The organism is Nonomuraea sp. 10N515B, assembly GCF_052245915.1.
GTDB lineage: Bacteria > Actinomycetota > Actinomycetes > Streptosporangiales > Streptosporangiaceae > Nonomuraea.
Genome location: NZ_JBQQBQ010000031.1, coordinates 37,653 through 60,226, shown reverse-complemented (window position 1 = coordinate 60,226; position 22,574 = coordinate 37,653). Strand labels below are relative to the sequence as shown.

Here is a 22,574-nt window from a genome sequence, read left to right as displayed (position 1 = left end):
TCAAGCATGGTTGAGGAAGCAGGCTGGGGCGCATGAGCGAAGTGATGAGGGCGGCGGCCTTCGCCGAGCCCGGTGGTCCCGAGGTACTGAAGGTGATGGAGCTCCCGGCGCCCCAGGCGGGTCCGGGGCAGGTACGCGTGCGGGTGCGCGCGGCCGGTGTGCAGCCGTTCGACGCGGCTGTACGGGCGGGCTGGTTGCCGCCTTACCTGGACGAGGTCCCTTACCCGCGCATTCCGGGCAACGAGTTCGCGGGTGTGGTCGACCAGGTGGGCGAAGGCGTGACCGGGGTGTCGGCCGGGGACGAGGTGCTGGGGTTCTCGGCGCTGTACGCCTACGCCGAGTACATCGTGGTGAACGGGGCGAACGTGGCGCCCAAGCCCGCAGGGGTGCCGTGGGAGGTGGCCGGCGGGCTCACTGCGGGCGTGCAGACGGCCGAGCTGGCCCTGGACGGGCTCGGCGTCAAGGAGGGAGAGACGCTGCTCGTGCACGGCGCGGCCGGGTCCGTGGGGACGGCCGCCGTGCAGATCGCCAGGATGCGGGGCGTACGCGTGATCGGCACCGCCCGCGAGGTGAACCACGACTACCTGCGCGACCTCGGCGCCATCCCGGTCCGCTACGGGGAGGGCCTGGCCGACCGGGTGCGGGCGCTCGCGCCGGGCGGGATCGACGCCGCCCTGGACGGGGCCGGAGGCCATGCCTTGGAGGTCTCGTTGGAGCTGGTGCCCGACCGCGGGCGGATCGTCACCCTGGTCGAGCACGGCAAGGCGGCCGAGCTAGGAGTCAAGCTCGTTCGGGGCGAGCGTTCGGCCGAGCGGCTCGGGCGCTACGCCGCCTTGTACGCCGAGGGCCGGTTCAGGTTCCCGGTGCGGCGGGCGTACCGGCTGGAGGAGGCCGCGGACGCGCACCGGGAGATCGAGACCGGCCACGGCCAGGGGAAGGTTGTCATCACGACCTGACGCGTACGGCCTCGGCGACGGCGAGGCCGATCTCGTTGAGCTCGCGCTCGCCGTCCTCGACGTCCCACAGGGCGTTCTGCAGCATCCGGCCGAGCGTCCAGCCGGCCGCCCGCTGAGGATCGAGGCCGAGCCCGTCCACCATCAGGTCGAAGCGGCGCAGCACCGCCCGGGTCACGTCGCCGGTGGCGACCACGTCGTCCCACCGGTTCCACAGGGCGGGCGCGAGGTCGAACCCCGGGTCGCCGGCCAGCGGCTTGGGGTCGATGGACAGCCACGGCTCCCGGTCGGCCGCCAGCACGTTGTCGTAGTGCAGGTCCCAGTGCAGCAGCCGGTCGCCGGGCTCGGAGACGAGCTCGGCGACCGCGTCGGCGCACCAGCGCAACCAGCGGCGGTCTCGGTCACGGGGCAGCTTCGTGAGCGCCTCGTCCACGTCGTCGAGCATCGCCTGCGCGATGTCGCCGAGGCGGCGCATGCCCTCGGGCGCGGGGTGGGCGACGAGCCGGGCGAGCAGCTCGGTCAGGATCGTCAGCGCCTCGATGTCGTCGGACAGGGCCGACAGAGGGCGGTCGGCGTGCAGCCGTTCCAGCAGCAGGGTGCCGGTGCCGGGGTCGGAAGCGAGCAGCCGCACCGACCCGTCCCCGTCCCACGCCCGCAGTCCCATCGCCTCGGTGGCGTTCTCGTCGGTGACCGGCTGCAGCTTCAGAGCGGCCTTGGTGCCGTCCGTGCGGAGCACCGGCAGCACCAGCGACACCACGCCGTGCCCGGGCTCGCCGTCGAGCCGCAGCTCCCATTCCTCCAGGTAGCGCTCGGCCAGCGCGGGGAGCCCGGCGGACCAGGCACGACCGGTCTCACCGTCGTACTTGATGTGGGACGCGGTCAGGGCCGGTGGGACCGTGATCCGCATCAGTAGTGCCAAGGGAAGGGCGACCAGTCGGGGGCGCGCTTCTCCAGGAACGAGTCGCGCCCCTCGGCCGCCTCGTCCGTCATGTACGCCAGCCGGGTCGCCTCGCCCGCGAACACCTGCTGCCCCACCAGGCCGTCGTCGATCATGTTGAAGGCGAACTTCAGCATGCGCTGTGCCGTGGGCGACTTGCCGTTGATCTTGCGGGCCCACTCCAGGGCCGTGCTCTCCAGCTCCGCGTGCGGCACCACGGCGTTGACCATGCCCATGCGGTGGGCGTCGGCCGCGGTGTAGGTGTCGCCGAGGAAGAAGATCTCGCGGGCGAACTTCTGCCCGACCTGGCGCGCCAGATAGGCCGAGCCGAAACCGCCGTCGAAACTGGCCACGTCGGCGTCGGTCTGCTTGAAGCGGGCGTGCTCCTCGCTGGCCAGCGTGAGGTCCGCCACGACGTGGAGGCTGTGGCCGCCGCCCGCCGCCCAGCCCGGCACCACGCAGATCACCACCTTGGGCATGAAGCGGATCAGGCGCTGCACCTCCAGGATGTGCAGGCGACCGGTCGAGGCCGAGCCGTCGGCGTACTGATAGCCGTCCTTGCCCCTGATGCGCTGGTCGCCGCCCGAGCAGAACGCCCAGCCTCCGTCCTTCGGTGACGGGCCGTTGCCGGTGAGCAGCACGCAGCCGACATCCGTGGTCTGCCGGGCGTGGTCGAGCGCGCGGTAGAGCTCGTCGACGGTCTGCGGGCGGAAGGCGTTGCGCACGTCGGGGCGGTTGAAGGCGATCCGCACCGTGCCCTGGTCCACCGCACGGTGGTAGGTGATGTCGGTGAAGTCGAATCCCTCGACCACCTGCCATGCCTTCGGATCGAACAGCTCGGAGACCATGGACGAGAGCCTAATAGATCTGCCCTTCCGACTGCGGCCTGGTGTCCGTTCGCTAGGTGACCTCCGCGCGCAACTCCGCGAGCAGCTCCCCTTGGTCGGCGAGCATGTCGGTGAGGATGCGGCGGGCGGTGCCGAGCAGATCCGCCAGCTCCGGTGTGGCCAGTGTGTAGACCACGGTGCTGCCCTCGCGGATCGCGCTCACGATGCCGGCCCTGCGCAGGACTGCGAGCTGCTGGGAGAGGCTCGACGGCTCGATGTCGATCTGGGCCAGTAGGTCCCTGACGGGTAGCGGCCCTTCCTGGAGTAGCTCCAACACTCTGATGCGAGCGGGGTGGCCGAGCGTTCGGAAGAAGTCGGCCTTGGCCTGATAGACCTCCACGTGCATATAGCCCAGACTAATCCAGCGGAGTTGCATAATTCTTCAAGTCACCATGTTGTTGGATAGCATGGCAGCGGGGACTAGGGAGTAGCCATGGGCCGAGGAAGAGCCAAGGCGAAGCAGACGAAGGTCGCTCGCCAGCTGAAGTACACCAACCACAACATCGACTACGACCGGCTCCGCGAGGAGCTCGGTGCCGACACGCGGCACGAGGAGAGCCACTCGTCTACGGCATCCGAGCAGGAGTCCGAGCGCGCGCAATGACGCGGGTCAGCTTCGCGGGTGCGAGGGTGACGTTCTTCAGCCGCCTGGCCTCCGGCGCCTGATCGGGCGCCGAGAGCTCCAGGCGGTTCAGCACCTCGCGAATGATGACCCGCATCTCCAAAAGCGCGAGCTGCGCGCCGACGCAGAAGCGCCGGCCGCCGCCGAAGGGCATCCAGGCCCTGTTCTGGTGCCCGTCCATGAAGCGTTCCGGGCGGAACTCCTCGGGAGAGGGGAACGCTTCGGGGTCACGGTGCACGAGCGGGATGTACGGCCCGGCGTACCAGCCGGCCGGGATCTCATATTCGCCCAGCCGGAGCGGGACGTCGAGCAGGCGTGGCGCCTCATAGACGACGGGCCGGACGCGTAGCACCTCCTTGACCACCGCGTCGAGGTAGGGCTCGTCGTCCGGCAGCTTCCCCATGATGTCGGGCATGCGCAGGAGCCGCTCGAAGGCCCAGGCCAGGCCGGTCGCGGTGGTCTCGTGGCCGGCGATCAGCATGGTGACCAGCTCGTCGCGGATCTCCTGGTCGCCCAGCTCGGTCTCGAGCAACCTGCCGAGCACATCCGTACCGCCCGGCGTCGCGCGGCGGCGGCGGATCTCGTCGAACAGGATCGTGTCCACCTCGGCCCTGAGCCGGACGAACCGCCCGGACGCCAGGAACGGCACCCGCGCCGCCAGGCCGCGCAGCCGCTCGGGCAGGGCGAGGAGCTGCATGGACCCGCCGGTCTCGATCAGCTCAGGGAGCAGTGCCCGGAGCCTGCGGACCCGCCCGGCGTCCCGGATGCCGAAGATCAGTCTGATGATGATCTCCAGCGTGATGTCCTGTATTCGCTCGCGGAGCGCGAACGGCCTGCCCAGCGGCCAGGTCGCGATCTTCTCCGCCGCGATCGCGGTGATCTCGTCGTGGTAGCCGGCGACCTGCTTGGCCCGCAGCGGCGGGTTGAGCAGTTTGCGGTGCCGCCACCAGTCGTCGCCGTCCAGCGTGAGCACCGAGTGCGCGCCGACCATGTGCTCCAGGAAGTCGCGCCGCGCCTCACCGGCGCGCCCGCCGCCCTGGTCGGTCTGGTAGACCTGCGCGGCGAGCTCCGCGGTGGTCACGTAGACCTCCGGCGGGAAGCCCGCGTAGCGCACCGTGAAGATGGGCCCGTACCTGCGGTGCAGGCTCTCCATCAGGCCGGGCGAGTCCCGCATGAACCACGCGGTCTGCACCAGCGACGGCAGCTTTGGTCCCGGAGGGAGCATCTCGAACCTCCTCATAGATATATACGTACGTCATAGACGCTCGTATATATCTGTAGCATGGATCGCGTGGCGCGAACAGAGGCCGGTGGATACCGGGAGAAGTTGCTGGCGGGCGCGGTGGCCTGCCTGCAGGAGAAGGGCTATGCCCGCACCACCGCGCGAGACCTGGTCGCCGCCTCCGGCACCAACCTGGCCTCCATCGGCTACCACTTCGGCGGCAAGGACGCGCTGCTCAACGAGGCCATAGCCGGCGTCTTCGACCAGTGGACCGCATACGTCGAGCGGTCGTTGTTCGGCACGGAGCTGAGCAGCCCCAGAGAGATGCTGGAGCGGGCCATGGCCGCACTGGTCGACGTGTTCGAGGAGATGCGGCCGCAGCTCGTCCTGTGCGTCGAGGGCTACCCGGCGGCGTTGCGCGAGCCCGTGCTGCGGGAAAAGCTGGCCGAGGCCTACGCCCGGACGCGGCAGGCAGGCGCCGACATGATCAGGAGGGCGGCGGCACAGCTCGGCGTCGAGCCGCCGGTCTCGCCCGAGGTGCTGGTGTCGGTGGTGGTGGCGATCACGGACGGGCTGATGCTGCAGTGGCTGCTCGACCCGGCGAGCACGCCCGACGCCCGCCAGGTCGTGGACGCGCTCGCCGCCCTCTCGGGCTTCATCGCCTAACGTTCCGTGTGCCGGACGATGGCCGTGGCCAGCTCCTCATACGCCTGGGGCGCCAGCATGTGCCCCATGCCGTCGATCATCAGCAGCTCCGCGCCCGGGATCCGCTCGGCGATGATCGCGCTGTGGCCGGGCTTGACCGGCTCGTGCGTGCCCTCGATGACCAGGGTCGGCGCCTGCACCTTGCCCAGTGCGTCCGCCGGCTCGATGTCCGGGTTGGCCGCGTGCGCCAGGCGGTGGTTGACCACGGCCGACAGGTCGCGGGCCCGCTCCAGCACCCGCTCCTGCAGGCGCCGCTCCGCGTCCTCGTCGAACGGCAGCGCGGTGCCGTGCAGCACCCGTGCCTCCTCGATCATGCGCTCCACTTGCTCGCGCCGGTCCGCAGGCGGTGGCGCAGTGATCATTTTGGTGAAGTACTCCACGAACTCCGGCCTGGGCGGCGGCAGGCTGCCCTCGGGCTGCGGCTGCCCGGTGAGCGCCCGCAGGAGCACCTCGCCCTCGCGCCCGCCCAGCGGCGAGGAGCCGATCACGGTGAGCGTGCGCACCCGTTCCGGTTGCTCGACGGCGATCAGCTGGCCGAGCAGCCCGCCCGCCGAGTGGCAGACGAGGTGCGCGCTGTCCAGCCCGTAGGCGTCCATCACACGGAGCACGTCGTCCCTGATGTCCAGCCACGTGTACGGCTGCTGCTCGAAGTCGAAGGTGGCCGACTTGCCGGTGTCGCGGTGGTCGTACCTGATGACCCGGCGCCCGGCCGCGGCCAGCCGCCCGACGAACTCGTCCGGCCACAGGATCCCCTGCGTCATCGACCCCATCACCAGCAGGATCGGCGGGTGCGTGGCGTCCCCGAACTCTTCGGTCCAGAGTTCCACGCCGTCAATGTTGATCATGTTCGTTTGCATGGCTCAAGCTTGCCCCGGACGATTACGGAGGCCTTCAGTAGTTCTACTGGCCTTCACAGCAGGCGGGCGAGTTCAGTACGGGTCGTGATCCCGAGCTTGGGATAGATCTTGTAGAGGTGGTACTCGACGGTGCGGGGGCTGAGGAACAGCCTGGCCGCGACCTCCTTGCTGGAGGCCCCCTCCGCTACCAGCCGGGCGATCCGCAGCTCCTGCGGGGTCAGCGCGGCCGCGGCGTCGCTCTCCGGCCGGCCCGCGGCCTCGCCCGCCGCTCGCAGCTCGCCCTGCGCCCGCCGGGCCCACGGTGCCGCGCCCAGCCGCTCGAACGTCTCCCACGCCGCGCGAAGGTGGTGCCGCGCCTGACCGGGCTGCTGTGCGCGGCGCAGGTGCTCGCCGTAGAGCAGCGCGGTGCGCGCCTGCTCGAACGGCTCACCGTGGCGGTGCAGGGCCTCCTCGAACAGGCCGCTCTCGCCGCCGAGCAGGGCACGGCAGCGGGCCAGCAGCGCCAGCGACTCGTCCGTGGTGGCGTGCGCCGCCCATCTCTCATACGCGGCCAGCGCCTCTCGGGCCGCCTCGTGCTCGCCGGCCGCCACGGCGGCTTCCACCCGGTCGGGCGTCGAGCGCCAGACCACCGTCGGGTGACCGGCTCCAGGGCCGGCCGTGGTGATCGCCGTGAACCGGGCGTGCGCCGCCGCGTACCGGCCCAGGCCCAGGTCCAGCATCGCCAGCGCGTACGCGGCCACGCCCGCGCGCAGGCCGATGCGGTGCGGGATCGCGATGGCCAGCGCCTCCTCGGCCTGGCGGCGGCACTGCTCCTCCTCGCCCCGCAAGGCCGACACCACGGCCAGGTTCGCCAGGTGGGCGGCGACGGAATTGGTGTACCCCGCCTCGCGTGCCAGCTCCAGGCCCTCCTCGGCGATGGCCGCGCTCTCGGCGAGCCTGCCCTTGAACCGCTCGCCCGTCGAGACGAACTCCAGCACGACCGGCAGTTGCCCGACCATCCCCGACACCCTGGCGGCTCGCCCGGCCCGCTCGACGAGCTCCGCGGACACGTCGGCCTCTCCGAGGTAGCTGGCCGCCGCCGACGCCCACAGCAGCTCCGCCGCCCCGGTCAGCTCGCCGGCCCGGGCCAGCGCGCCGCGCAAGAGCTCCGCGCCGGTGCCGTCCTCCAGCATGGCGCCGATCCCGGTCACCACGTCCCGCAGGAAGCCGGTCGGATGTGCCCGGGCCCGCCGTCCCAGCTCCACGATGGCCTGTACGTCGCCCACGTAACTCGCGGCCTCGCTGGCGTCGGCCAGCATGGCGATGCTCGCGCCCGACGCCAGGATCCGCACCGCCTCCGCGGCGTCGCCGGAGTTCAGCTCGAAGCGTCCGCGCAACTGCGCGAGCTCCTCCAGCAGCCGGCCGTGCTCCACGGGCCCATGGCTTTCGGCGAGTTCGCGGGCCTCGGCGAGGTGGGTTTGGGCCTGTCCGGGGCGGCCGCCGAGCCAGGCGGCGGTGGCGGCGTCCTTGAGGCGTTCCGCCCTCAGGAGCGGGTCGGGGGTGAGCTCGGCCGATCGGGCGAGGGCCGTCGCGGCGTCGCCGTACCCGCCCCTGGCCCGTGCCCGCTCGGCGGATGCCGCCAGCTCGGCGGCGACATTCTCGTCCCTGCCGACCGTCGCGGCGGCCAGGTGCAGGGCGCGCCGGTCGTCGGCCACCAGCGCGGCCAGGGCGGCGTGCGCGGCGCGGAGCTGTACGGAGGTGGCGGCGGCATACACGGCCGACCTGATGAGCGGATGCCGGAACCTGATCATTCCATCGGACACCGTCACCAACCCAGCCATCTCCACCTCGTGCAGCACCCCGTCGGCTCCCGGCTCGCCGGGGCTGTCCGGCCAGGAGTCGGCGAGGTGGGTGGCGGCACGCAGGACCATGGCGAGCTCGCTCTCCACGGACGCCAGCAGCAGGAGGCGGCGGGCCGGCGTGGACAGCCTGGCCACCTGCTCGCCGAACAGCTGCTCCCCGCCCGGCAGCGGGTCCGGCAACGGCGCACGCCCGGCGAGCTGCTCAGGCGACAGCGACGCGGCGATCTCGCGGAGCACGAGCGGGTTGCCACCGGTCAGGGCCGCCAGCCTGGTCCTGACCTCGGGCGCGACGGTGACGGCGGCGGCGAGGAGCCGCCCGGAGCTCTCCTCGTCCAGCCCGCCGACCCGCAACTCGGGAACGCCCTTCAGCACGGCGTCCCCGCGTACGGCCAGGAGCATCGCGACGCCCTCGGTCCGCAGCCGCCTGGCCGCGAACAGCAGCGCGTCCGCCGAGGCTCGATCGAACCACTGCACGTCGTCGACCAGGCACAGCAGCCCGCCCGGCGCCGCGGCCTCGGCCAGGAGCGACAGCACGCCCGCCGACACCAGGAATCGGTCCCCGGCAGGAGCGGCGGCCAGACCCAGCGCACCGGAGAGCGCGTCGCGCTGCGGCCCAGGGAGCTCGTCCAGCAATCCGGTCACCGGATGCAGCAGCTGGTGCAGCGCGGCGAAGGCCAGGTCGGACTCCGACTCGATCCCGCTGGCCCGCAACACCCGCATCGGGCCGGCATCCCCATGACCCCGCTGGTGCGCGGCAAGAGAGGCGGCCAGGTCCAGGAGGGCGGACTTGCCGATCCCCGCCTCGCCGCGGAGCGCCAGGGCGCGTCCCTCGCCGGCGCGGGCCGACGCGAGCAGGGCCTCGATGGCGGCGACTTCCGCAACTCTGCCGTACAACACGAAAGGTGACTGTATAGGGGGACGTAGGGGACGCCGTCAGGCGGCGCAGGAGTCGTGGGTGGCGTCGAAGCCCTTGATCGACTCGGTGTCGTCGGCGCGCAGCGGTTTCAGGCCCTTCCAGTCGTCGCCGATCACGAGCACCAGCCGGCTCGTGTTCGCGGCGGCGACCCGCCTGAGGGCGGCGGGGCCGAGGAGGTCGTTCGTGAGTGTGGGCACGCGGGTCTCGCCGTTCGGCCCGTACAGGATCGTGGTCTTCTGCTGCGGCTTGCGGGCCGAGTCCCCGATCTTCGTAATGTGGTAGCCGCGCTGCTCCAGCGAGGCCGCCACCTGGGTGCCCAGCCCGCTGCGCCAGGTGCCGTTGCGGAGCTCGATCTGGATCTTGGAACGGCTCACCTTGGCCTGGCCGCCCTTGACGCCTTCGACGCTCTGGTCCCTGGCCACGATCCGGAAGAGCCGCTCCGCCTGCGGCTGCACCCACTCGACCCGGCCGGGCTGGCTGAGTGAGTAGTGCCACGGCGTGGTGATGAAGCGGATCTTCCCGGCGTCCAGGCCCTGAAGGCTGGTGGCCAGGTCCTTCATGACGCCCGCGGACAGGCCGCGGTCGGTGGTCACCGCCTTCGTGGCGGCGTCGAGGACGGCCAGGAGCTTGGCCGGGTCGGTGAGCGTCTCGCCGCTCATCGCCTTCTTGACCATCGAGGCGATGAACATCTGCTGCCGCTGGATCCGCCCGATGTCGGAGCCGTCGCCCAGGCTGTAACGGGCGCGTACGTAGCCCAGCGCCTGCTCGCCGTTGAGCGTCTGCCGCCCGGCGGGCAGGTGCAGCAGCGCCTTCGTGTCGTCCACACGCTGCGGCAGGCAGACCTCCACGCCGCCCACGGCGTTCACCATGCTCTTGAAGCCGGTGAAGTCCACTTTGACGAAGTGGTCGATGTGGATGTGGGTCAGGGTCTCGATCGTCTTCCAGGTGCAGGCGATGCCGCCGTAGTTGAACGACTCGTTGATCATGCCGAGGTGCGGCCGCTGCCCGGGGTGGCCGCCGGCGGCCCGGCAGGCCGGCAACTGGACCAGCGAGTCGCGCGGGAAGCTGATCACCATCGCGTTGTCGCGCTGCGACGAGACGTGCACCAGCATGATCGTGTCGGTGCGCTCGCCCGTGATGTGGCTGCCGTATTTGGCGTTCTTGCCGGTGCGCTGGTCGGAGCCGACGACCAGGATGTTCATCGCGGTGCCCGCGACCTTGGGCGGGCGGGTCGCGCCGAGATCCTCGGCGGTGACGTCTTCGTGCTTGATGTTGCCGTTGAGCTTGACGAGGATGCCCACCGCGACGCCCGCGACCAGGAGGACGACGGTCACCGCGACCGCGACCACCCAGCGCAGCCAGGGCCGCTTGCGGCGTCGTGGCGGCGCGCCAGGATCGGAGGGTGGCGCGTCGACAAGCCCGCCGCTCACGTGACTCCCCATGGGACAGGGCCGAAGGGCCGCCGCCCCTGGCCAAGAGCCTCGCCGTAACTGATCTCGGCCGTGGAACGTGCCTGAGTGTACTCAGTCAGGCACGGTCATGCGGAGTGACACGGCGCCGCGCAGGTCCAGCCACGCCGTGCCGGGGCCGCGTACCAGCCTCAGCACCACCTCTTCGCAGCCCGGGCAGCGGGCGACCAGGCCGGGCTCGGGGCCGTACACGTGGAGCGCGGCGAGGGGACCCGTCAGTCCGCAACTCGCGCAGCGGCCGGTGGCGGTGGTGACGTCCACGGCGAAGATCTCGCCGAGCGGCCCGCCCAGGGCATTGCCATCCAAGTGAGTCATGTCAGTCTCCGGTCGGGCCGAATCGTTCGGTTCTGATCCGCTCAGGCGCGTGCCCGAGCGTCAGCAGCAGGTCGGCGGCCGCTTCCACGAAGCCGGTCGATCCGCACACGTAGCAGTCCGGCGCGAAGTCGGCCGGCCAGCCGCCCTCGGCCAGGTCGGCCAGCGTGATCCGCCCGGCCGGACGGGCCGCGCCGGGCGGGGCGGCCCTGGTGTAGACGTAGGTGATGTCCAGGCCGGGCTCTGGCCGGCGCAACTCGGCGGCGTAGTAGCGGCGGTCCTGGTCGCGGAGCGAGTAGAGGAGGCGGAACGGCACGCGGCTGCCCGCCTGCCGGCGCGCCCGGATCATCGCCATCAATGGCACGACCCCGGACCCGCCGCCGACCAGCATCACCGGAGCCTCGTTCTCGGGCCGCCAGACGAACCAGCCGCCCACCGGACCGCGGATCTCGACCTGGTCGCCGGGCTCGATCACCTCGGTCAGGTAGGGCGAGACCTCGCCGTCGGGCACGGCTTCCACGGTCAGCTCGATGCGGTCGCCGTCGGCGGGGGCGGCCAGCGAATAGCTGCGTTGCGTGGTGTAGCCGTCCTCGGCCGTCAGCCGCACGTCCACGTGCTGCCCCGCCACGTGTCCTGGCCAGCCGGGCACGTCGAACACCAGTGAGCGGGCGGTGGCGGTCTCGTCGCGGACCTCGTGCAGGCGGGCGGCCTGCCAGGTCAGGCGGCGGCGCACCTAGTCGCCCTCGTAGCGCTGCTCGCGCCACGGGTCGCCGTAGTTGTGGTAGCCGGCGGTCTCCCAGAAGCCGGGCCAGTCCTCGTTGAGCAGCCGGATGCCGCGTACCCACTTGGCGGACTTCCAGAAGTACAGGTGCGGCACGATCAGCCGGGCCGGGCCGCCGTGCTGTGGCGCCAGCTCCTCGCCGTCGAAGCGGTGCACGATCCACGCCTTGCCGTCGAGCAGGTCTTCGAGGGGCAGGTTGGTGGTGTAGCCGCCGTAGGAGTAGACCAGCGCGTATTCGGCGGTGGTCTCGACGTCCTCGAAGAACACGTCGAGGGAGACGCCCTCCCAGCTGGTGCCGAGTTTGGTCCACTTGGTGACGCAGTGGATGTCGACCGTCGGCGTCTGCGTGGGCAGGGCCATGAACTCCTGCCACGACCAGCGGTGGGTCTGCTCGGCCTCCGTGTCGATGGCGAACTCCCACCGGTCGAGCGGGACCCGCGGCGTCGGCCCGGCCGACAACACCGGGAAGTCCTCGACCAGGTATTGGCCGGGCGGCAGCCGGTCGCCGCCCTCTCTGCGCCTTCCGCTGAAGCCCCGCGAAACGATGCCCACGACGCGCCCCCTCCTAGTGATCCCGATCTATTCCACCACGCCTCGGGGTGACAAGCCCGGATTCATAGGCGAACACGACGAGTTGTGCCCGATCGCGCGCCCGCAGCTTGGTCATCGCCCGGCTGACATGCGTCTTCGCGGTGGTGGGGCTGATCACCATGTGGGCGGCGATCTCATCGTTGGACAGGCCGCGGGCCACCAGTGCGGTGACCTCGCGCTCGCGGTTGGTGAGCACGTCCAGGCCCGCGGGCGCGGGCTCGGGGCGGCGGGCGACGTATTCGCCGATCAGGCGGCGGGTGATCGCGGGGGAGAGCAGCGCGTCGCCGCGGGCCGCGACCCGGACCCCTTGCAGCAGGTCGGCGGGCTCGGTGTCCTTGACCAGGAAGCCGCAGGCCCCGGCGCGCAGCGCGTTGAAGACGTACTCGTCGAGACCGAAGTTGGTGAGGATCACGACGTGGACGCCGCTCAGCCGCTCGTCGGCGGCGATCCGCCGGGTCGCCTCGATGCCGTCCATCACCGGCATCTGGATGTCGAGGAGGGCCACGTCGGGCAGGTGCTCCAGGGCGAGCGCGATGGCCTGCTCACCGTTCGGGGCCTCGGCCACCACCTCGATGTCGTCCTCGGACTCCAGCAGGGCGCGGAAGCTGCCGCGGATGAGCGCCTGGTCGTCCACGATGAGGACGCGGATCACGATGTCCCTTCCAACGGAAGCGTCGCTTTCGACCGCGACGTTTCCGGCAACGGCTCCTTGAGAGGAAGCTCGGCGCGTACGGTGAAGCCCCCTTCCGGGCGTGGCTCGGCACGCAGCCGGCCGCCGAGGGCCGTGACGCGCTCACGCATGCCGAGCAGGCCCACGCCGGGCACGGGCGGCGCGTCGCTGGTGGCCGTCCCGTCGTCGTCCACCTGCACGATCAGCTCCTCGCCCGCGTAGTCCACGCGGACCGCCGCCGTGGCTCCGCCCGCGTGCCTGGAGACGTTGGTGAGGGCCTCCTGAACGATCCGGTACGCGGCCCGGTCGACCTCGGCAGGCAGCTCGCGGCGCGCGCCGGAGATCGTCACCGTGGCCGCCAGGCCTGTCGAACGGGCTCGCTCCACCAGATCATCGAGCCGATCGAGCCCGCTGGAGTGCACCTCGGCGTCGGCGGAGCCGCTGGGGTCGCGCAGCACCTCCAGCGTGGCGCGTAGTTCCCGCATGGCATCGCTGCTGGCCTCCTGGATCGCCAGCAGCGCCGCGGGCACGTCCTCGCCGCGCTTGCGTGCCAGGTGGACGGCCACCCCGGCCTGGACCTTGATGATCGAGATGCTGTGGGTGAGCGAGTCGTGCAGTTCCCTGGCGATGCGCAGCCGCTCCTCGCCGGCGCGGCGCCTGGCCATCTCCTCGCGGGTGCGCTCGGCCTCGGCGGCGCGCTGTTCGGCCTGCTCCAGGTACGCCTGCCGGTGCCGGGTCACCGTCGCCGTCACGCCGGCCGCGAGGAACCAGCCGACCAGCAGGGAGGTGGTCTGGAGATTTCGGCCGGACCCGTCGGCGCCCGGCAGCCTCACGGCCAGGTCGGCACCCAGGAACACCACACCCGCCAGCGCCGCGGGCAGTCGATGGCCGGCCCTGACCGCGGCGAACACCGCTACCAGCACCGGGAAGGCGGCCGACGGGCCCGGCTGGGCGTGCACCGCGTACACCAGCATGCAGGGCGTGGTGACGAGCAACGGCACCAGAGGGGCCCGGCGCCAGGCGACGAGCGAGAGCGACGCGGTGAGGACGGCCGCGAGGTCGAGCGGTCCCGTGCCCGGCGTGCCTGCCACGGTGACCGACAGCACGGCGGCGACCACCGCGGCGAGCGCGCCGTCCCTGGCAAGCGGCGGCCATCGGTCCAGATAGCTCATTCCTGCAGATTAGGGTCTTTTCCCGCGATGATCCTCCCTTGACGGGCGTATTCCGTCACTACTCCCGGCGAAGTAGTCCCGTAGATCGTGATCCGGAGGTCGTACGGGCAGAAGCATCCCCTCGCACGACGACCGCTGACCGGCCGGAATACCACCATGTGCGGATATGGACACGATCCGAGCATCCACAGGAGAACGATCATGACCGTACACCAGCACGTCGCCGCCCCTTCCTGGACCATGCAGGCGCTGCGCGCCGCCGTGGTCCTGCACGTCGCCGCGCTGCTGTTCCAGGCGGTGACGGCCGGAATGTTGCTGTCGTCTCCCGGTGGCCGGGCCCTGCACATGACCTCCGGGATCGCCCTGGTCGTCATCGGCCTCCTGCACCTGGTCATGGCGATCCTGGTGTGGCGGCCGGGCGGCGGGCCCGCGAGGTTCATCGTCACGGCCGCATTGCTCCTGGTGTTCACGATCGTGGCGGCGATCCTGGGTGAGCTGGGGATCAAGACCCTCCACCTGCCGCTCGGCGTACTGCTGTTCGGCGGCGGCGTCATGCAGCTCAGCAGGGTGCTCGCCAGGCCCGGTCCGGCATGAACCCGACCAGACGTGACGCCTTGCGCCTGCTCGGCCTCGGCGCGGTGGCGGTGGCCGCCGTGCCGGGCTGCTCACTGCTCGCCGGCACCCCGCAGCCGCAGCTGCTGGCCAGCGCGGCGCCGCTGCCGAAGCCGTACGCGGTGCCGCTGCCGGTCCCCGAGGTCGCCAAGCCCGTGCGCAGCGCCGGTGGGGCCGACTTCTACGAGCTGACCGAGCAGGCGGCCGACGTGGAGGTGCTGCCCGGCCTGCGTACCCAGATATGGGGATATAGCGGGAAGTTTCCTGGGCCGACCATCGAGGCACGCAGCGGTCGCAAGACCGTCGTGAAGCTGATCAACCAGCTCGGCGCGCCGACCGTCCTGCACCTGCACGGCGGCCACACGCCGCCCGAGTCCGACGGCTTCCCGACGGACCTGGTGGCGCCCGGGGCCGCGCGCGAGTACGTGTTTCCGCTGGAACAGCGGGCGGCCACGCTCTGGTACCACGATCATCGCATGGACTACACCGGGCCGCAGGTCTGGCGCGGGCTGGCCGGCATGTTCCTGGTGCGCGACGCCGAGGAGGAGGCGCTGCCGCTGCCCGCCGGGGAACGCGACCTGCCGCTGCTGATCAGTGACCGGTCGTTCGCCGCCGACGGCACCCTGCTCTACCCGGCGCTGAGTGACCGGCCGGGGGTTCAGGAGGGGTACATGGGCGGCGTGCTCGGCGACGTGATCCTGGTGAACGGGGCGCCGTGGCCGGAGCTGCGCGTGGCCAGGGCTCGTTACCGGCTGCGGTTGTGCAACGGGTCCAACGCGCGGGCGTACGAGCTGGCCACCGGCGGCCCGATGATCCAGATCGGCAGCGACGGCGGCCTGCTCAGCGCCCCGCGTACGGTGCGGCAGCTCCGCCTGTCCCCGGGAGAGCGTGCGGACGTGGTCGTCGACTTCTCCGCCTACAAGCTCGGCCAGTACGTCGAGCTGCGGAACCTGGCGGGGGAGGGCGCGCAGGCGCGGGTGATGCGGTTTGCGGTGGACCGCGACGAGGCCGACCACTCGGCCGTGCCGCAGCGGCTGTCCACCGTCGAGGCGCTCGACCCGGGCAAGGCCACGGTGACGCGGGACTTCGAGTTCAGCAGCGGCAGCATGCACGGTGGCACCGGCTGGCTGATCAATGGCCAGCCGTTCGACCCGAAGCGCATGGAGGCCAGGCCCAAGCTCGGCGACGTCGAGATCTGGCGGCTGACCAGCGACGTGGCGCACCCGGTGCACCTGCACCTCGACCACTTCCAGGTGGTGTCGGTCAACGGCGAGCGGCCGGCCGGGCCGCCGGAGTGGAAGGACACCGTCGAGCTGCGTGACGCGCAGACCGTCGAGATCGTCACCCGGTTCACCGGTTATCGGGGGCGCTACGTGCTGCACTGCCACAACCTCGAGCACGAGGACATGGCGATGATGGCGAGTTTCGAAGTCGTATGAGAGGGATCAGCATGCCCATCGACCTGGCGGAGCGTTTCCACGCCTTCCTGACCGAGCTGCCTCACGAACTGGGCTTGGGGAACGAGGACGCCGCCGCCATCATCGACCGCTACTACGTGCCCGAGATCGAGTACTGGAACGACGGCATCCTCCTCGACCGTCAGCGCCTGATCGACCACGTGAAGCCGGCCCGCAAGAACGCGGCGAGCCTGCGGATCGAGGTGCACGAAAGCCTCGTGGGCGAGGACGTGGCCGCGGCGCGCTACACGATGGACGCGGTCATGCGCCAAGGCAAGACGATCACGGTGGAGATCTACCTGTTCGCCCGGTATGCCCCCGACGGGCGTATCCGCCGGGTCGACTCGATCACTCGCACCGTGTGATCCGTATGGACCGTCCAGCGGACGGCGCTCACAATCAGGACCATGGGAGACGCGTATGTCGGCGCCAGGACGCCGCGCAGGGAAGACGCCAGGCTGCTGACCGGCCGCGGCAGGTACGTCGGCAACATCCGCCTGCCGGACGCCGCGCACGCGTACATCGTCCGCAGCCCCATCGCCCACGGCCGGCTGCTCAGCTGTGACATCAAGGCGGCCGCGGCGGCCGACGGCGTGCTCGACGTGATCGTCCCGGCCGACGCCGCCGGCATGCGTCTGCCCTGCGTCAGCGTGGCGCCCGGCCAGCCGATCACGGAGTACCCGGTGCTGGACGCGGCGATCAGGTACGTCGGCCAGCCGCTCGTCCTCGTCGTCGCCCGCACGCCCGAGGCCGCCAGGGACGCCGCCGACCTCGTCGAGCTGGAGCTCGACGAGCTGCCTGCCGTGGCAGACATGGAGCGGGCACTGGAGGGCGACGCCCCGCTGCTCTACCCCGACTGGGGCACGAACGTGCTCACCGACTTCACGCTCGGCGACGCCGACTGCGCGGCGGCCGAGCACGTGGTGGAGATGACGTTCCGGATGGGCCGGGTCTCGCCGCACCCGATGGAGCCGCGCGGCGTGGTGGCCTCCTACGCCGGCGACGAGCTGACCGTCCACACCTCCACCCAGTCGCCGCACCACGCCCGCGAGCAGCTGGCGGACGCGCTCGGGCTGACCCACGACCGGGTACGGGTGATCGGCGGCGACATCGGCGGCGGGTTCGGTGGCAAGGAGCACGTCTACCCCGACGAGGTGCTCATCTGCCTGGCCGCCATCCGCCTGGGCCGCCCCGTGTCCTGGATGGAGTCGCCCGGCGACCGCCTGCTGGCCACGCTCCCCGCGCGGGCCGCCGTGCACCGGGGGCGGCTGGCGCTCGACGGCGCGGGTCGGTTCGTGGCCCTGCAGGTGGACGTGCTCGGCGACATCGGCGCCCACCCGTCGAACGTGGGCGTCTCGACCGCCGCGGTGACGGCCACGTTGCTGCCGGGGCCGTACCGGTTCGACCGGGTCGCGGTGCGGGTGCGCGGCGTCGTCACCACCACCACGCCGACCGGCTCCTACCGGGGCTTCGGCCAGCCCGAGGGCACTCTGACCAGGGAGCGGCTGATCGACGAGGCGGCTCGCCGGCTGGGGATCGACCGGATCGAGCTGCGGCTGCGTAACATGATCGAGCCCGGCGAGCTGCCGTACACGACGCGCGTCCACGTGCCCTACGACTCGGGCGACTATCCCCGTGCCCTGCGGACGCTCCACCACCTGGCCATGCTGCCCGAGAAGGATGACGGGCGCAGGCGGGGGATCGGGTACTCCTGCCACGTGGAGACCACCGGCATGGGTCCGTCAATGGAGCTCAAGGCCACGGGTGTCCTGGCCGGCGGCTACGAGACGGCGGTCCTGCGCATGGAGCAGGACGGGTCCGTGGTCGTGACGTCCGGGGTGGTGCCGATCGGGCAGGGCATCGAGACGGCGCTGGCCCAGCTGGCCGCCGACCGGACGGGGGTGCCCATCGAACGCGTGCGGGTGGTCATGGGGGACACGGCTTCGACGCCGTACTCGGGGATCGGATCGATCGCCAGCCGGGCGCTGACCGTCGGCGGTGCGGCGGTCACCCAGGCCGCCGACCGGCTGCGTGACAAGCTCGTGGCCATCGCCGCGCACCGGCTGGAGGCGGCGCCCGCGGACCTGGAGATCGCCGATGGAGCCGTACGCGTGAAGGGCGATCCGCAGGCGGCCGTGACGCTGCGCGACCTGGCCACGTCCGCGTGGCGCGGGTGGGACCTGCCGGAGGGGGTCACGCCTGGGCTTGAGGAGCGGGCCAGCTACGACCCGGCCGCCTACACCTACGCGTACGGGGCGCACGCGGCGGCCGTGGCCGTCGACCCGGAGACCGGGGCGGTGGAGGTGGAGCGCTACTGGGTGGTCAACGACGCCGGCGTGCTGGTCAACCCGGCGGTGGTGGAGGGCCAGATCCACGGCGGGGTGGCCCAGGGCATCGGGGAGGCGCTGACCGAGGAGATCGTCTACACCGAGAACGGCCAGCCGATCATCGACTACCTCCTGCCGACCACAAGGGAGATCCCGGACATCCAGGTGGTGATGCTGGAGACGCCCTCGCCGATCACGCCGGGCGGCATGAAGGGCGTCGGCGAGGCCGGCACGATCGGCCCGCCCGCCGCCATCGCCAACGCGGTCGCCGCCGCGCTCCCCGAGATCGCCGACAAGATCACCGACGTGCCGCTGACCCCGTCGGGGCTGTGGTCCCTGCTGGAGGTGTCGCAGGCCCAAAGCTGGGCACGGAACGCCTGAGCAGCAGTAATTGGGGGAAATCATGGAATATCGTGAGCTTCTCGCTGCCATCGGCCGCATGACGGGGCTTGACGCGGGCCCGGCCAGAGCCGCGGCCGAAGCCACGCTGACCACGCTGGCGCGCACGCTGGAGGACGAAGACCGGCAACAGCTCATCGAGGCGCTGCCGCCCGAGCTCACCGACGACTTTCCGCTGGATCATCCGCGTAACGACGGCACCGAGGAGGGCTTCGTCCGCCAGGCCGCCCTGCTCGGCCGCCGCCCGCCCGAGCAGGCCAGGCTCAGGGCGCAGGCCGTGCTCGCCGCGGTGGCCGAGCAGGACCCGGAGCTGGTGGCCAGGTTGCACATTCCGGAGCAGGTGCGCGGCCTGTTCCGGCCACCGGAGAGCGGCGGCGGCATCACCGGGCCCAAGGGCCACAGCGCGCCGCTGACCGCGGAGGAGATCAGGTCCGCGCTGCGCGCGCTGCCGCAGTGGAGCGGCGACCGGCACGCGCTACGCCGGGTCGTCTCCCTGCCCGAGGAGAACCTGCGTGCCATCCGCCACGCCCTGGAGAAGCTCAAGCTCACCTACGGCCGGGCGCCGCATCTCGAGGACGCGGCCGACGGGCTGGAGATCGTGGTACGCACGACGTCCGCGGACGCCGTGACCGCGCTGGACGTGGAGCTGGCGAACAGGGTGGACGAGGTCATCGAGGAGATGGGCGCGGGCATCGGCGGTCCTTCATGACGCCTCGGCTCGGGGCCGCTCAAAAAGAATGGCGATTTTCTTGCTGAAGATTCGACCCAAACGGCTTTCTCGTGCGTACAAGTTTCGACAGCCGCGTACGGCAACCGAGAGGCAGGCACTCTTGTTGAACCAGACGCGCATTCGCTGCCCCGCACCGGAAAGAGAAGCCATGACCACGCTGCGGTCCGCTCCCCAGAGCAGGATGCAGTACGTATGGCCGCTGCGCGAGGACGCCCGGACGGTCGGTCACGCACGAGCGATCATTCGTACGGAATTATTGTCCCTTGCCCTTTCCCCTGATGTCATCGATGACGCTGTGCTCATGGTGAGTGAATTGGTGACAAATGCCTTCATGTACGGCGACGCCCCCTACGAACTGATGCTTCACGTGGACGCCAAAGAGATCATGTGCGTCGTCGTGGACAGCAGCCCGATCCTCCCCGCCCCGGCGCCTGACGACCTGAGCGCCGAGCACGGCCGCGGCCTGCGTATCATCGCCCGGCTCTCCGACGGCTTCTACGGCTGTCACCCCCAGCGTTACGCCACCCACCCGGACCTGGTCGGCAAGGCCACCTGGTTCGCCCTGCCCCGCGACGGCCTCCAGGCCAACGTGGTGCCGATCAGACCCGGGACGTGAACGGCCCCGCGCCCAGGCCGGGCGCGGTGGTCAAGCGGGGTCAGCGGTGATCAGGGCGGCGCGTGGCGCGGACGGCGGCCAGGACGAGGAGGCCGGCCACCAGGCCGATGATCGCGCTCGCCCGGTAGACGTCATTCAGCGCCACGTACGCCGCCGCGTCGGCCCGGTACAGCAGGCCGAGGACGGCGATGCCGAGCGCGTACCCGAGCTGCCTGACCGTGTTCACGGCGCCGGCCGCCATGCCCGCGCGCGGCGGCGGGGCGAACGCCATGGCGGCGGAGCTGAGCGACGGCACGGCCAGGCCCACGCCGACCCCCGTCACCACCAGTCCAGGCGCCAGCGCGGTCCAGCCGGTGTCCGGACCCAGCGTGCCCTGCAGGAACGCGCCCGCCCCGATCAGCAGCAGCCCACCGCCGACGGCGGCACGCGGCGACAGCCCCGGGAACAGTCGTGCGCCGCCGATCGAGACCACCAGGGACGTCACGGCCATCGGGGACAGCGCCACGCCCGCCGCCACGGGCCCGAGCCCGAGGTCTTGCTGCAACCAGAGTGAGGTGAAGGCCAGGCATGCGAACGCGGCCGGCATGAGCAGGCCGGCCCCGGCCAGGATCCCGCTGAACGAACGATCGGCGAACAACCGCAGGTCCAGCATGGGCCGGTCGCTACGCGTCTCGGCGACGAGGAACGCCACCAGCGCCACGATGGCCACGCCCAGCGGCGCCAGCGTCCGCACCGCCGTCCATCCGTGCTCCCCGGCCTCGATCAGCCCGTACGTGAGCGCGCCCGCCGCCACCGTGAACGTCACCATCCCCGCCCAGTCGAGCCGCCCGCCGCCGGGCAGGCGCGACTCGCTGACGGCCCGCAGCGTGAGCCAGGCCGCGACCAGGCTGATGGGCAGGTTGACGAGAAAGATCGCCCGCCAGTGCAGGTGCTCGGTGAGCAGGCCGCCGAGCACGGGTGCGAGGGCGGCGGCGGCCCCGTTGACACCGCCCCACACGCCGAAGGCGATGCCACGCTGCCTGCCGTGGTACGTGGAGCTGATGAGGGCGAGCGTGGTGGCCATCATGGCCGCCCCGCCCGCGCCCTGGACTACGCGGGCCGCCAGCAGCAGGCCGCCACTGGGCGCGAGCCCGCAGGCGAGCGAGGCCAGCGCGAACACGGCCAGCGCCACCAGGTAGACCTTGCGTCGTCCCGCGTGGTCGGCGAAGGACCCGGCGGCCAGCAGCAGCGCCGCCAGCGCGAGCGCATAGCCGTCCAGCAACCACTGCGCACCGGTGAACGACATGTGGAGGTCGGAGGCGATCGGGGGCAGGGCGACCATGACGATGGTCACGTCCACGAGCAGCATGAAAGCGCCCAGACAGGCGGCCGCCAACGGCTGCCAGCTCGTGGTCGTCTCCGTGGTCTGTGTTGTCTGCGTCATGACGACCACGGTCGGGTCAGGTGCGGGTATTCGCTGGGAAGGTTGCTCCATATGGCGCTTTTCCGTACCGGATAGCCTGTGTTGGTGGAAAACATCACGCTGGACGATGTCGACCGCGGGTTGATGCATGCCCTGCAGGTGGACGGGCGGGCCTCGTTCAGCCGTATCGGCGAGGTGCTCGGCGTGTCCGACCAGCGGGTGGCGCGCCGCTACCGGCGGCTGCGCTCCACCGGCATGTTGCGTGTCGTCGGCGTCGTGGACGGGCGGCGCCTCGGCTACGAGTCGTGGTCGATCAGGCTGCGCTGCACCCCCGACGCCGCCGTCTCGATCGCCCAGGCACTCGCACGGCGATCCGACACCTTCTGGGTGCACCTGCTGTCCGGCGGCACGGAGATCTCCTGCGGCGCGCTCCAGCGCACGGCGAGCGAGCGCGAGTCGCTGCTGCTCAACAAGCTCGCCAGGACGAACCGGGTGTTGTCGGTGACCGCGCACCGGACCCTGCACATGTTCGTCGGCGGGAGGATCGGCTGGACCGGCCTGGCCGCGCTCACCTCCGACCAGGTGGAGCACCTGGCCGCAGGGCGGGTCTACACCAGGCGGGGTGACGGCGAGCCGGTCGTGCTCGGCCCCGGGGACGAGGCGTTGTTCGAGGCGCTGTCGCAGGACGGCAGGGCGGGCCATGCCGACCTGGCGGCCGTGACCGGCTGGTCGGAGTCGACGGTCAGACGCCGCATGGAGCACCTGTGCGCGGCCGGCGCGTTGTTCTTCGACATGGACGTGCTGCCCACGCTGCTGGACTACCAGGTGGAGGCGCAGCTGTGGATGTCGGTGCCGCCGGCCGAGCTGGACGCGACCGGGCGGGCCCTCGCCAGGCATCCGGAGGTGGCGTACGCGGGCGCGACCACGGGCCCCAACAACCTGATGGCCAGCGTCGTGTGCCGCGACGACGCGGCGTTCTACCGCTACCTCACCGAGAGCCTGGGCGCGCTGCCCGCGATCAGGCACCTCGAGACCGCGCCGATCATCAGGACGATCAAGCGAGCCGGGGCCCTGCTGCCGACGCGATAATCGGGGC

Annotated in this window: 23 protein-coding genes; 10 read left to right on the top strand and 13 right to left on the bottom strand. The window is 71.4% G+C overall.

What is annotated here, in order from left to right:
• Positions 1-44 precede the first annotated feature (44 nt).
• On the top strand, positions 45-956 hold the full coding sequence (locus ACTWQA_RS35625; protein WP_443163416.1) for an NADP-dependent oxidoreductase: 912 nt from the start codon (positions 45-47) through the stop codon (positions 954-956).
• Here ACTWQA_RS35625 and ACTWQA_RS35620 read toward each other — a convergent pair.
• Genes ACTWQA_RS35620 through ACTWQA_RS35610 form a run of 3 tightly spaced genes read right to left on the bottom strand, consistent with a single transcriptional unit; the run spans position 946 to position 3,123 of the window.
• Positions 946-1,860: an aminoglycoside phosphotransferase family protein gene (locus ACTWQA_RS35620; protein ID WP_443163369.1), complete on the bottom strand. Its 915-nt coding sequence runs from the start codon at positions 1,858-1,860 to the stop codon at positions 946-948. The genes ACTWQA_RS35625 and ACTWQA_RS35620 overlap by 11 nt on opposite strands.
• Positions 1,860-2,738, bottom strand: a complete 879-nt coding sequence (locus ACTWQA_RS35615) for a 1,4-dihydroxy-2-naphthoyl-CoA synthase (RefSeq protein WP_443163368.1) — start codon at positions 2,736-2,738, stop codon at positions 1,860-1,862. Before ACTWQA_RS35615 ends, ACTWQA_RS35620 begins: the two co-directional genes overlap by 1 nt.
• A gap of 52 nt (positions 2,739-2,790) precedes the next feature.
• Positions 2,791-3,123: an ArsR/SmtB family transcription factor gene (locus tag ACTWQA_RS35610; protein WP_138708638.1), complete on the bottom strand. Its 333-nt coding sequence runs from the start codon at positions 3,121-3,123 to the stop codon at positions 2,791-2,793.
• A gap of 87 nt (positions 3,124-3,210) precedes the next feature.
• On the opposite strand from ACTWQA_RS35610, the gene ACTWQA_RS35605 reads away from it, so the two are divergent.
• Positions 3,211-3,381 (top strand): DUF3073 domain-containing protein, encoded by a 171-nt coding sequence (locus ACTWQA_RS35605; protein ID WP_305917472.1) that lies wholly within the window; start codon positions 3,211-3,213, stop codon positions 3,379-3,381.
• On the opposite strand, the gene ACTWQA_RS35600 is transcribed toward ACTWQA_RS35605, so the two are convergent.
• Positions 3,344-4,624, bottom strand: a complete 1,281-nt coding sequence (locus ACTWQA_RS35600) for a cytochrome P450 (protein ID WP_443163367.1) — start codon at positions 4,622-4,624, stop codon at positions 3,344-3,346. The genes ACTWQA_RS35605 and ACTWQA_RS35600 overlap by 38 nt on opposite strands.
• A 66-nt stretch (positions 4,625-4,690) precedes the next feature.
• Between ACTWQA_RS35600 and ACTWQA_RS35595 the strand changes: the two genes are divergently transcribed.
• Positions 4,691-5,287, top strand: a complete 597-nt coding sequence (locus ACTWQA_RS35595) for a TetR/AcrR family transcriptional regulator (protein ID WP_305917470.1) — start codon at positions 4,691-4,693, stop codon at positions 5,285-5,287.
• On the opposite strand, the gene ACTWQA_RS35590 is transcribed toward ACTWQA_RS35595, so the two are convergent.
• The 8 genes from ACTWQA_RS35590 to ACTWQA_RS35555 all read right to left on the bottom strand — a co-directional run bounded on the left by ACTWQA_RS35590 (position 5,284) and on the right by ACTWQA_RS35555 (position 13,935).
• Positions 5,284-6,171: an alpha/beta fold hydrolase gene (locus ACTWQA_RS35590; RefSeq protein ID WP_443163366.1), complete on the bottom strand. Its 888-nt coding sequence runs from the start codon at positions 6,169-6,171 to the stop codon at positions 5,284-5,286. The genes ACTWQA_RS35595 and ACTWQA_RS35590 overlap by 4 nt on opposite strands.
• Before the next feature lie 65 nt (positions 6,172-6,236).
• Positions 6,237-8,921: a LuxR C-terminal-related transcriptional regulator gene (locus tag ACTWQA_RS35585; protein ID WP_443163365.1), complete on the bottom strand. Its 2,685-nt coding sequence runs from the start codon at positions 8,919-8,921 to the stop codon at positions 6,237-6,239.
• 36 nt (positions 8,922-8,957) lie between these two features.
• Positions 8,958-10,370, bottom strand: coding sequence for an LCP family protein (locus tag ACTWQA_RS35580; RefSeq protein WP_443163364.1), 1,413 nt, complete (start codon positions 10,368-10,370; stop codon positions 8,958-8,960).
• A 93-nt stretch (positions 10,371-10,463) separates the two neighbouring features.
• Positions 10,464-10,724, bottom strand: coding sequence for a DUF6510 family protein (locus ACTWQA_RS35575; protein ID WP_305917466.1), 261 nt, complete (start codon positions 10,722-10,724; stop codon positions 10,464-10,466).
• 1 nt (position 10,725) lies between these two features.
• The gene (locus ACTWQA_RS35570) at positions 10,726-11,454 is read right to left on the bottom strand and encodes a ferredoxin reductase (protein WP_443163363.1); all 729 of its coding nucleotides are present in this window, start codon (positions 11,452-11,454) and stop codon (positions 10,726-10,728) included.
• Positions 11,455-12,054, bottom strand: coding sequence for a sulfite oxidase-like oxidoreductase (locus ACTWQA_RS35565; RefSeq protein WP_443163362.1), 600 nt, complete (start codon positions 12,052-12,054; stop codon positions 11,455-11,457).
• 13 nt (positions 12,055-12,067) lie between these two features.
• A complete protein-coding gene (locus ACTWQA_RS35560) occupies positions 12,068-12,745 on the bottom strand; it encodes a response regulator (RefSeq protein WP_443163361.1) in 678 nt (225 codons plus the stop codon).
• Positions 12,742-13,935 (bottom strand): sensor histidine kinase, encoded by a 1,194-nt coding sequence (locus tag ACTWQA_RS35555; protein WP_443163360.1) that lies wholly within the window; start codon positions 13,933-13,935, stop codon positions 12,742-12,744. Before ACTWQA_RS35555 ends, ACTWQA_RS35560 begins: the two co-directional genes overlap by 4 nt.
• Positions 13,936-14,136: 201 nt before the next feature.
• On the opposite strand from ACTWQA_RS35555, the gene ACTWQA_RS35550 reads away from it, so the two are divergent.
• From ACTWQA_RS35550 to ACTWQA_RS35525, 6 genes are all read left to right on the top strand, one after another.
• A complete protein-coding gene (locus tag ACTWQA_RS35550; RefSeq protein ID WP_327587218.1) occupies positions 14,137-14,529 on the top strand; it encodes a hypothetical protein in 393 nt (130 codons plus the stop codon).
• Positions 14,526-15,986 (top strand): multicopper oxidase family protein, encoded by a 1,461-nt coding sequence (locus ACTWQA_RS35545; protein ID WP_443163359.1) that lies wholly within the window; start codon positions 14,526-14,528, stop codon positions 15,984-15,986. The genes ACTWQA_RS35550 and ACTWQA_RS35545 overlap by 4 nt, the downstream gene beginning before the upstream one ends.
• Before the next feature lie 11 nt (positions 15,987-15,997).
• Positions 15,998-16,369, top strand: a complete 372-nt coding sequence (locus ACTWQA_RS35540; RefSeq protein WP_443163358.1) for a nuclear transport factor 2 family protein — start codon at positions 15,998-16,000, stop codon at positions 16,367-16,369.
• Positions 16,370-16,411: 42 nt separating this feature from the next.
• Positions 16,412-18,712: a xanthine dehydrogenase family protein molybdopterin-binding subunit gene (locus ACTWQA_RS35535; protein ID WP_443163357.1), complete on the top strand. Its 2,301-nt coding sequence runs from the start codon at positions 16,412-16,414 to the stop codon at positions 18,710-18,712.
• 22 nt (positions 18,713-18,734) lie between these two features.
• Positions 18,735-19,439: a DUF2267 domain-containing protein gene (locus ACTWQA_RS35530; protein WP_443163356.1), complete on the top strand. Its 705-nt coding sequence runs from the start codon at positions 18,735-18,737 to the stop codon at positions 19,437-19,439.
• A 169-nt stretch (positions 19,440-19,608) separates the two neighbouring features.
• Complete coding sequence (locus ACTWQA_RS35525; RefSeq protein WP_305917457.1) at positions 19,609-20,076, top strand: ATP-binding protein; 468 nt, start codon at positions 19,609-19,611, stop codon at positions 20,074-20,076.
• 40 nt (positions 20,077-20,116) lie between these two features.
• Here the strand turns inward: ACTWQA_RS35525 and ACTWQA_RS35520 are convergent, their stop codons facing one another.
• Positions 20,117-21,499, bottom strand: a complete 1,383-nt coding sequence (locus tag ACTWQA_RS35520; protein ID WP_443163355.1) for a DHA2 family efflux MFS transporter permease subunit — start codon at positions 21,497-21,499, stop codon at positions 20,117-20,119.
• 84 nt (positions 21,500-21,583) lie between these two features.
• Between ACTWQA_RS35520 and ACTWQA_RS35515 the strand changes: the two genes are divergently transcribed.
• Positions 21,584-22,567 carry an Lrp/AsnC family transcriptional regulator gene (locus ACTWQA_RS35515; RefSeq protein ID WP_443163354.1) on the top strand — a complete coding sequence of 328 codons (984 nt, stop codon included), beginning with the start codon at positions 21,584-21,586 and terminating at the stop codon, positions 22,565-22,567.
• Positions 22,568-22,574 lie beyond the last annotated feature (7 nt).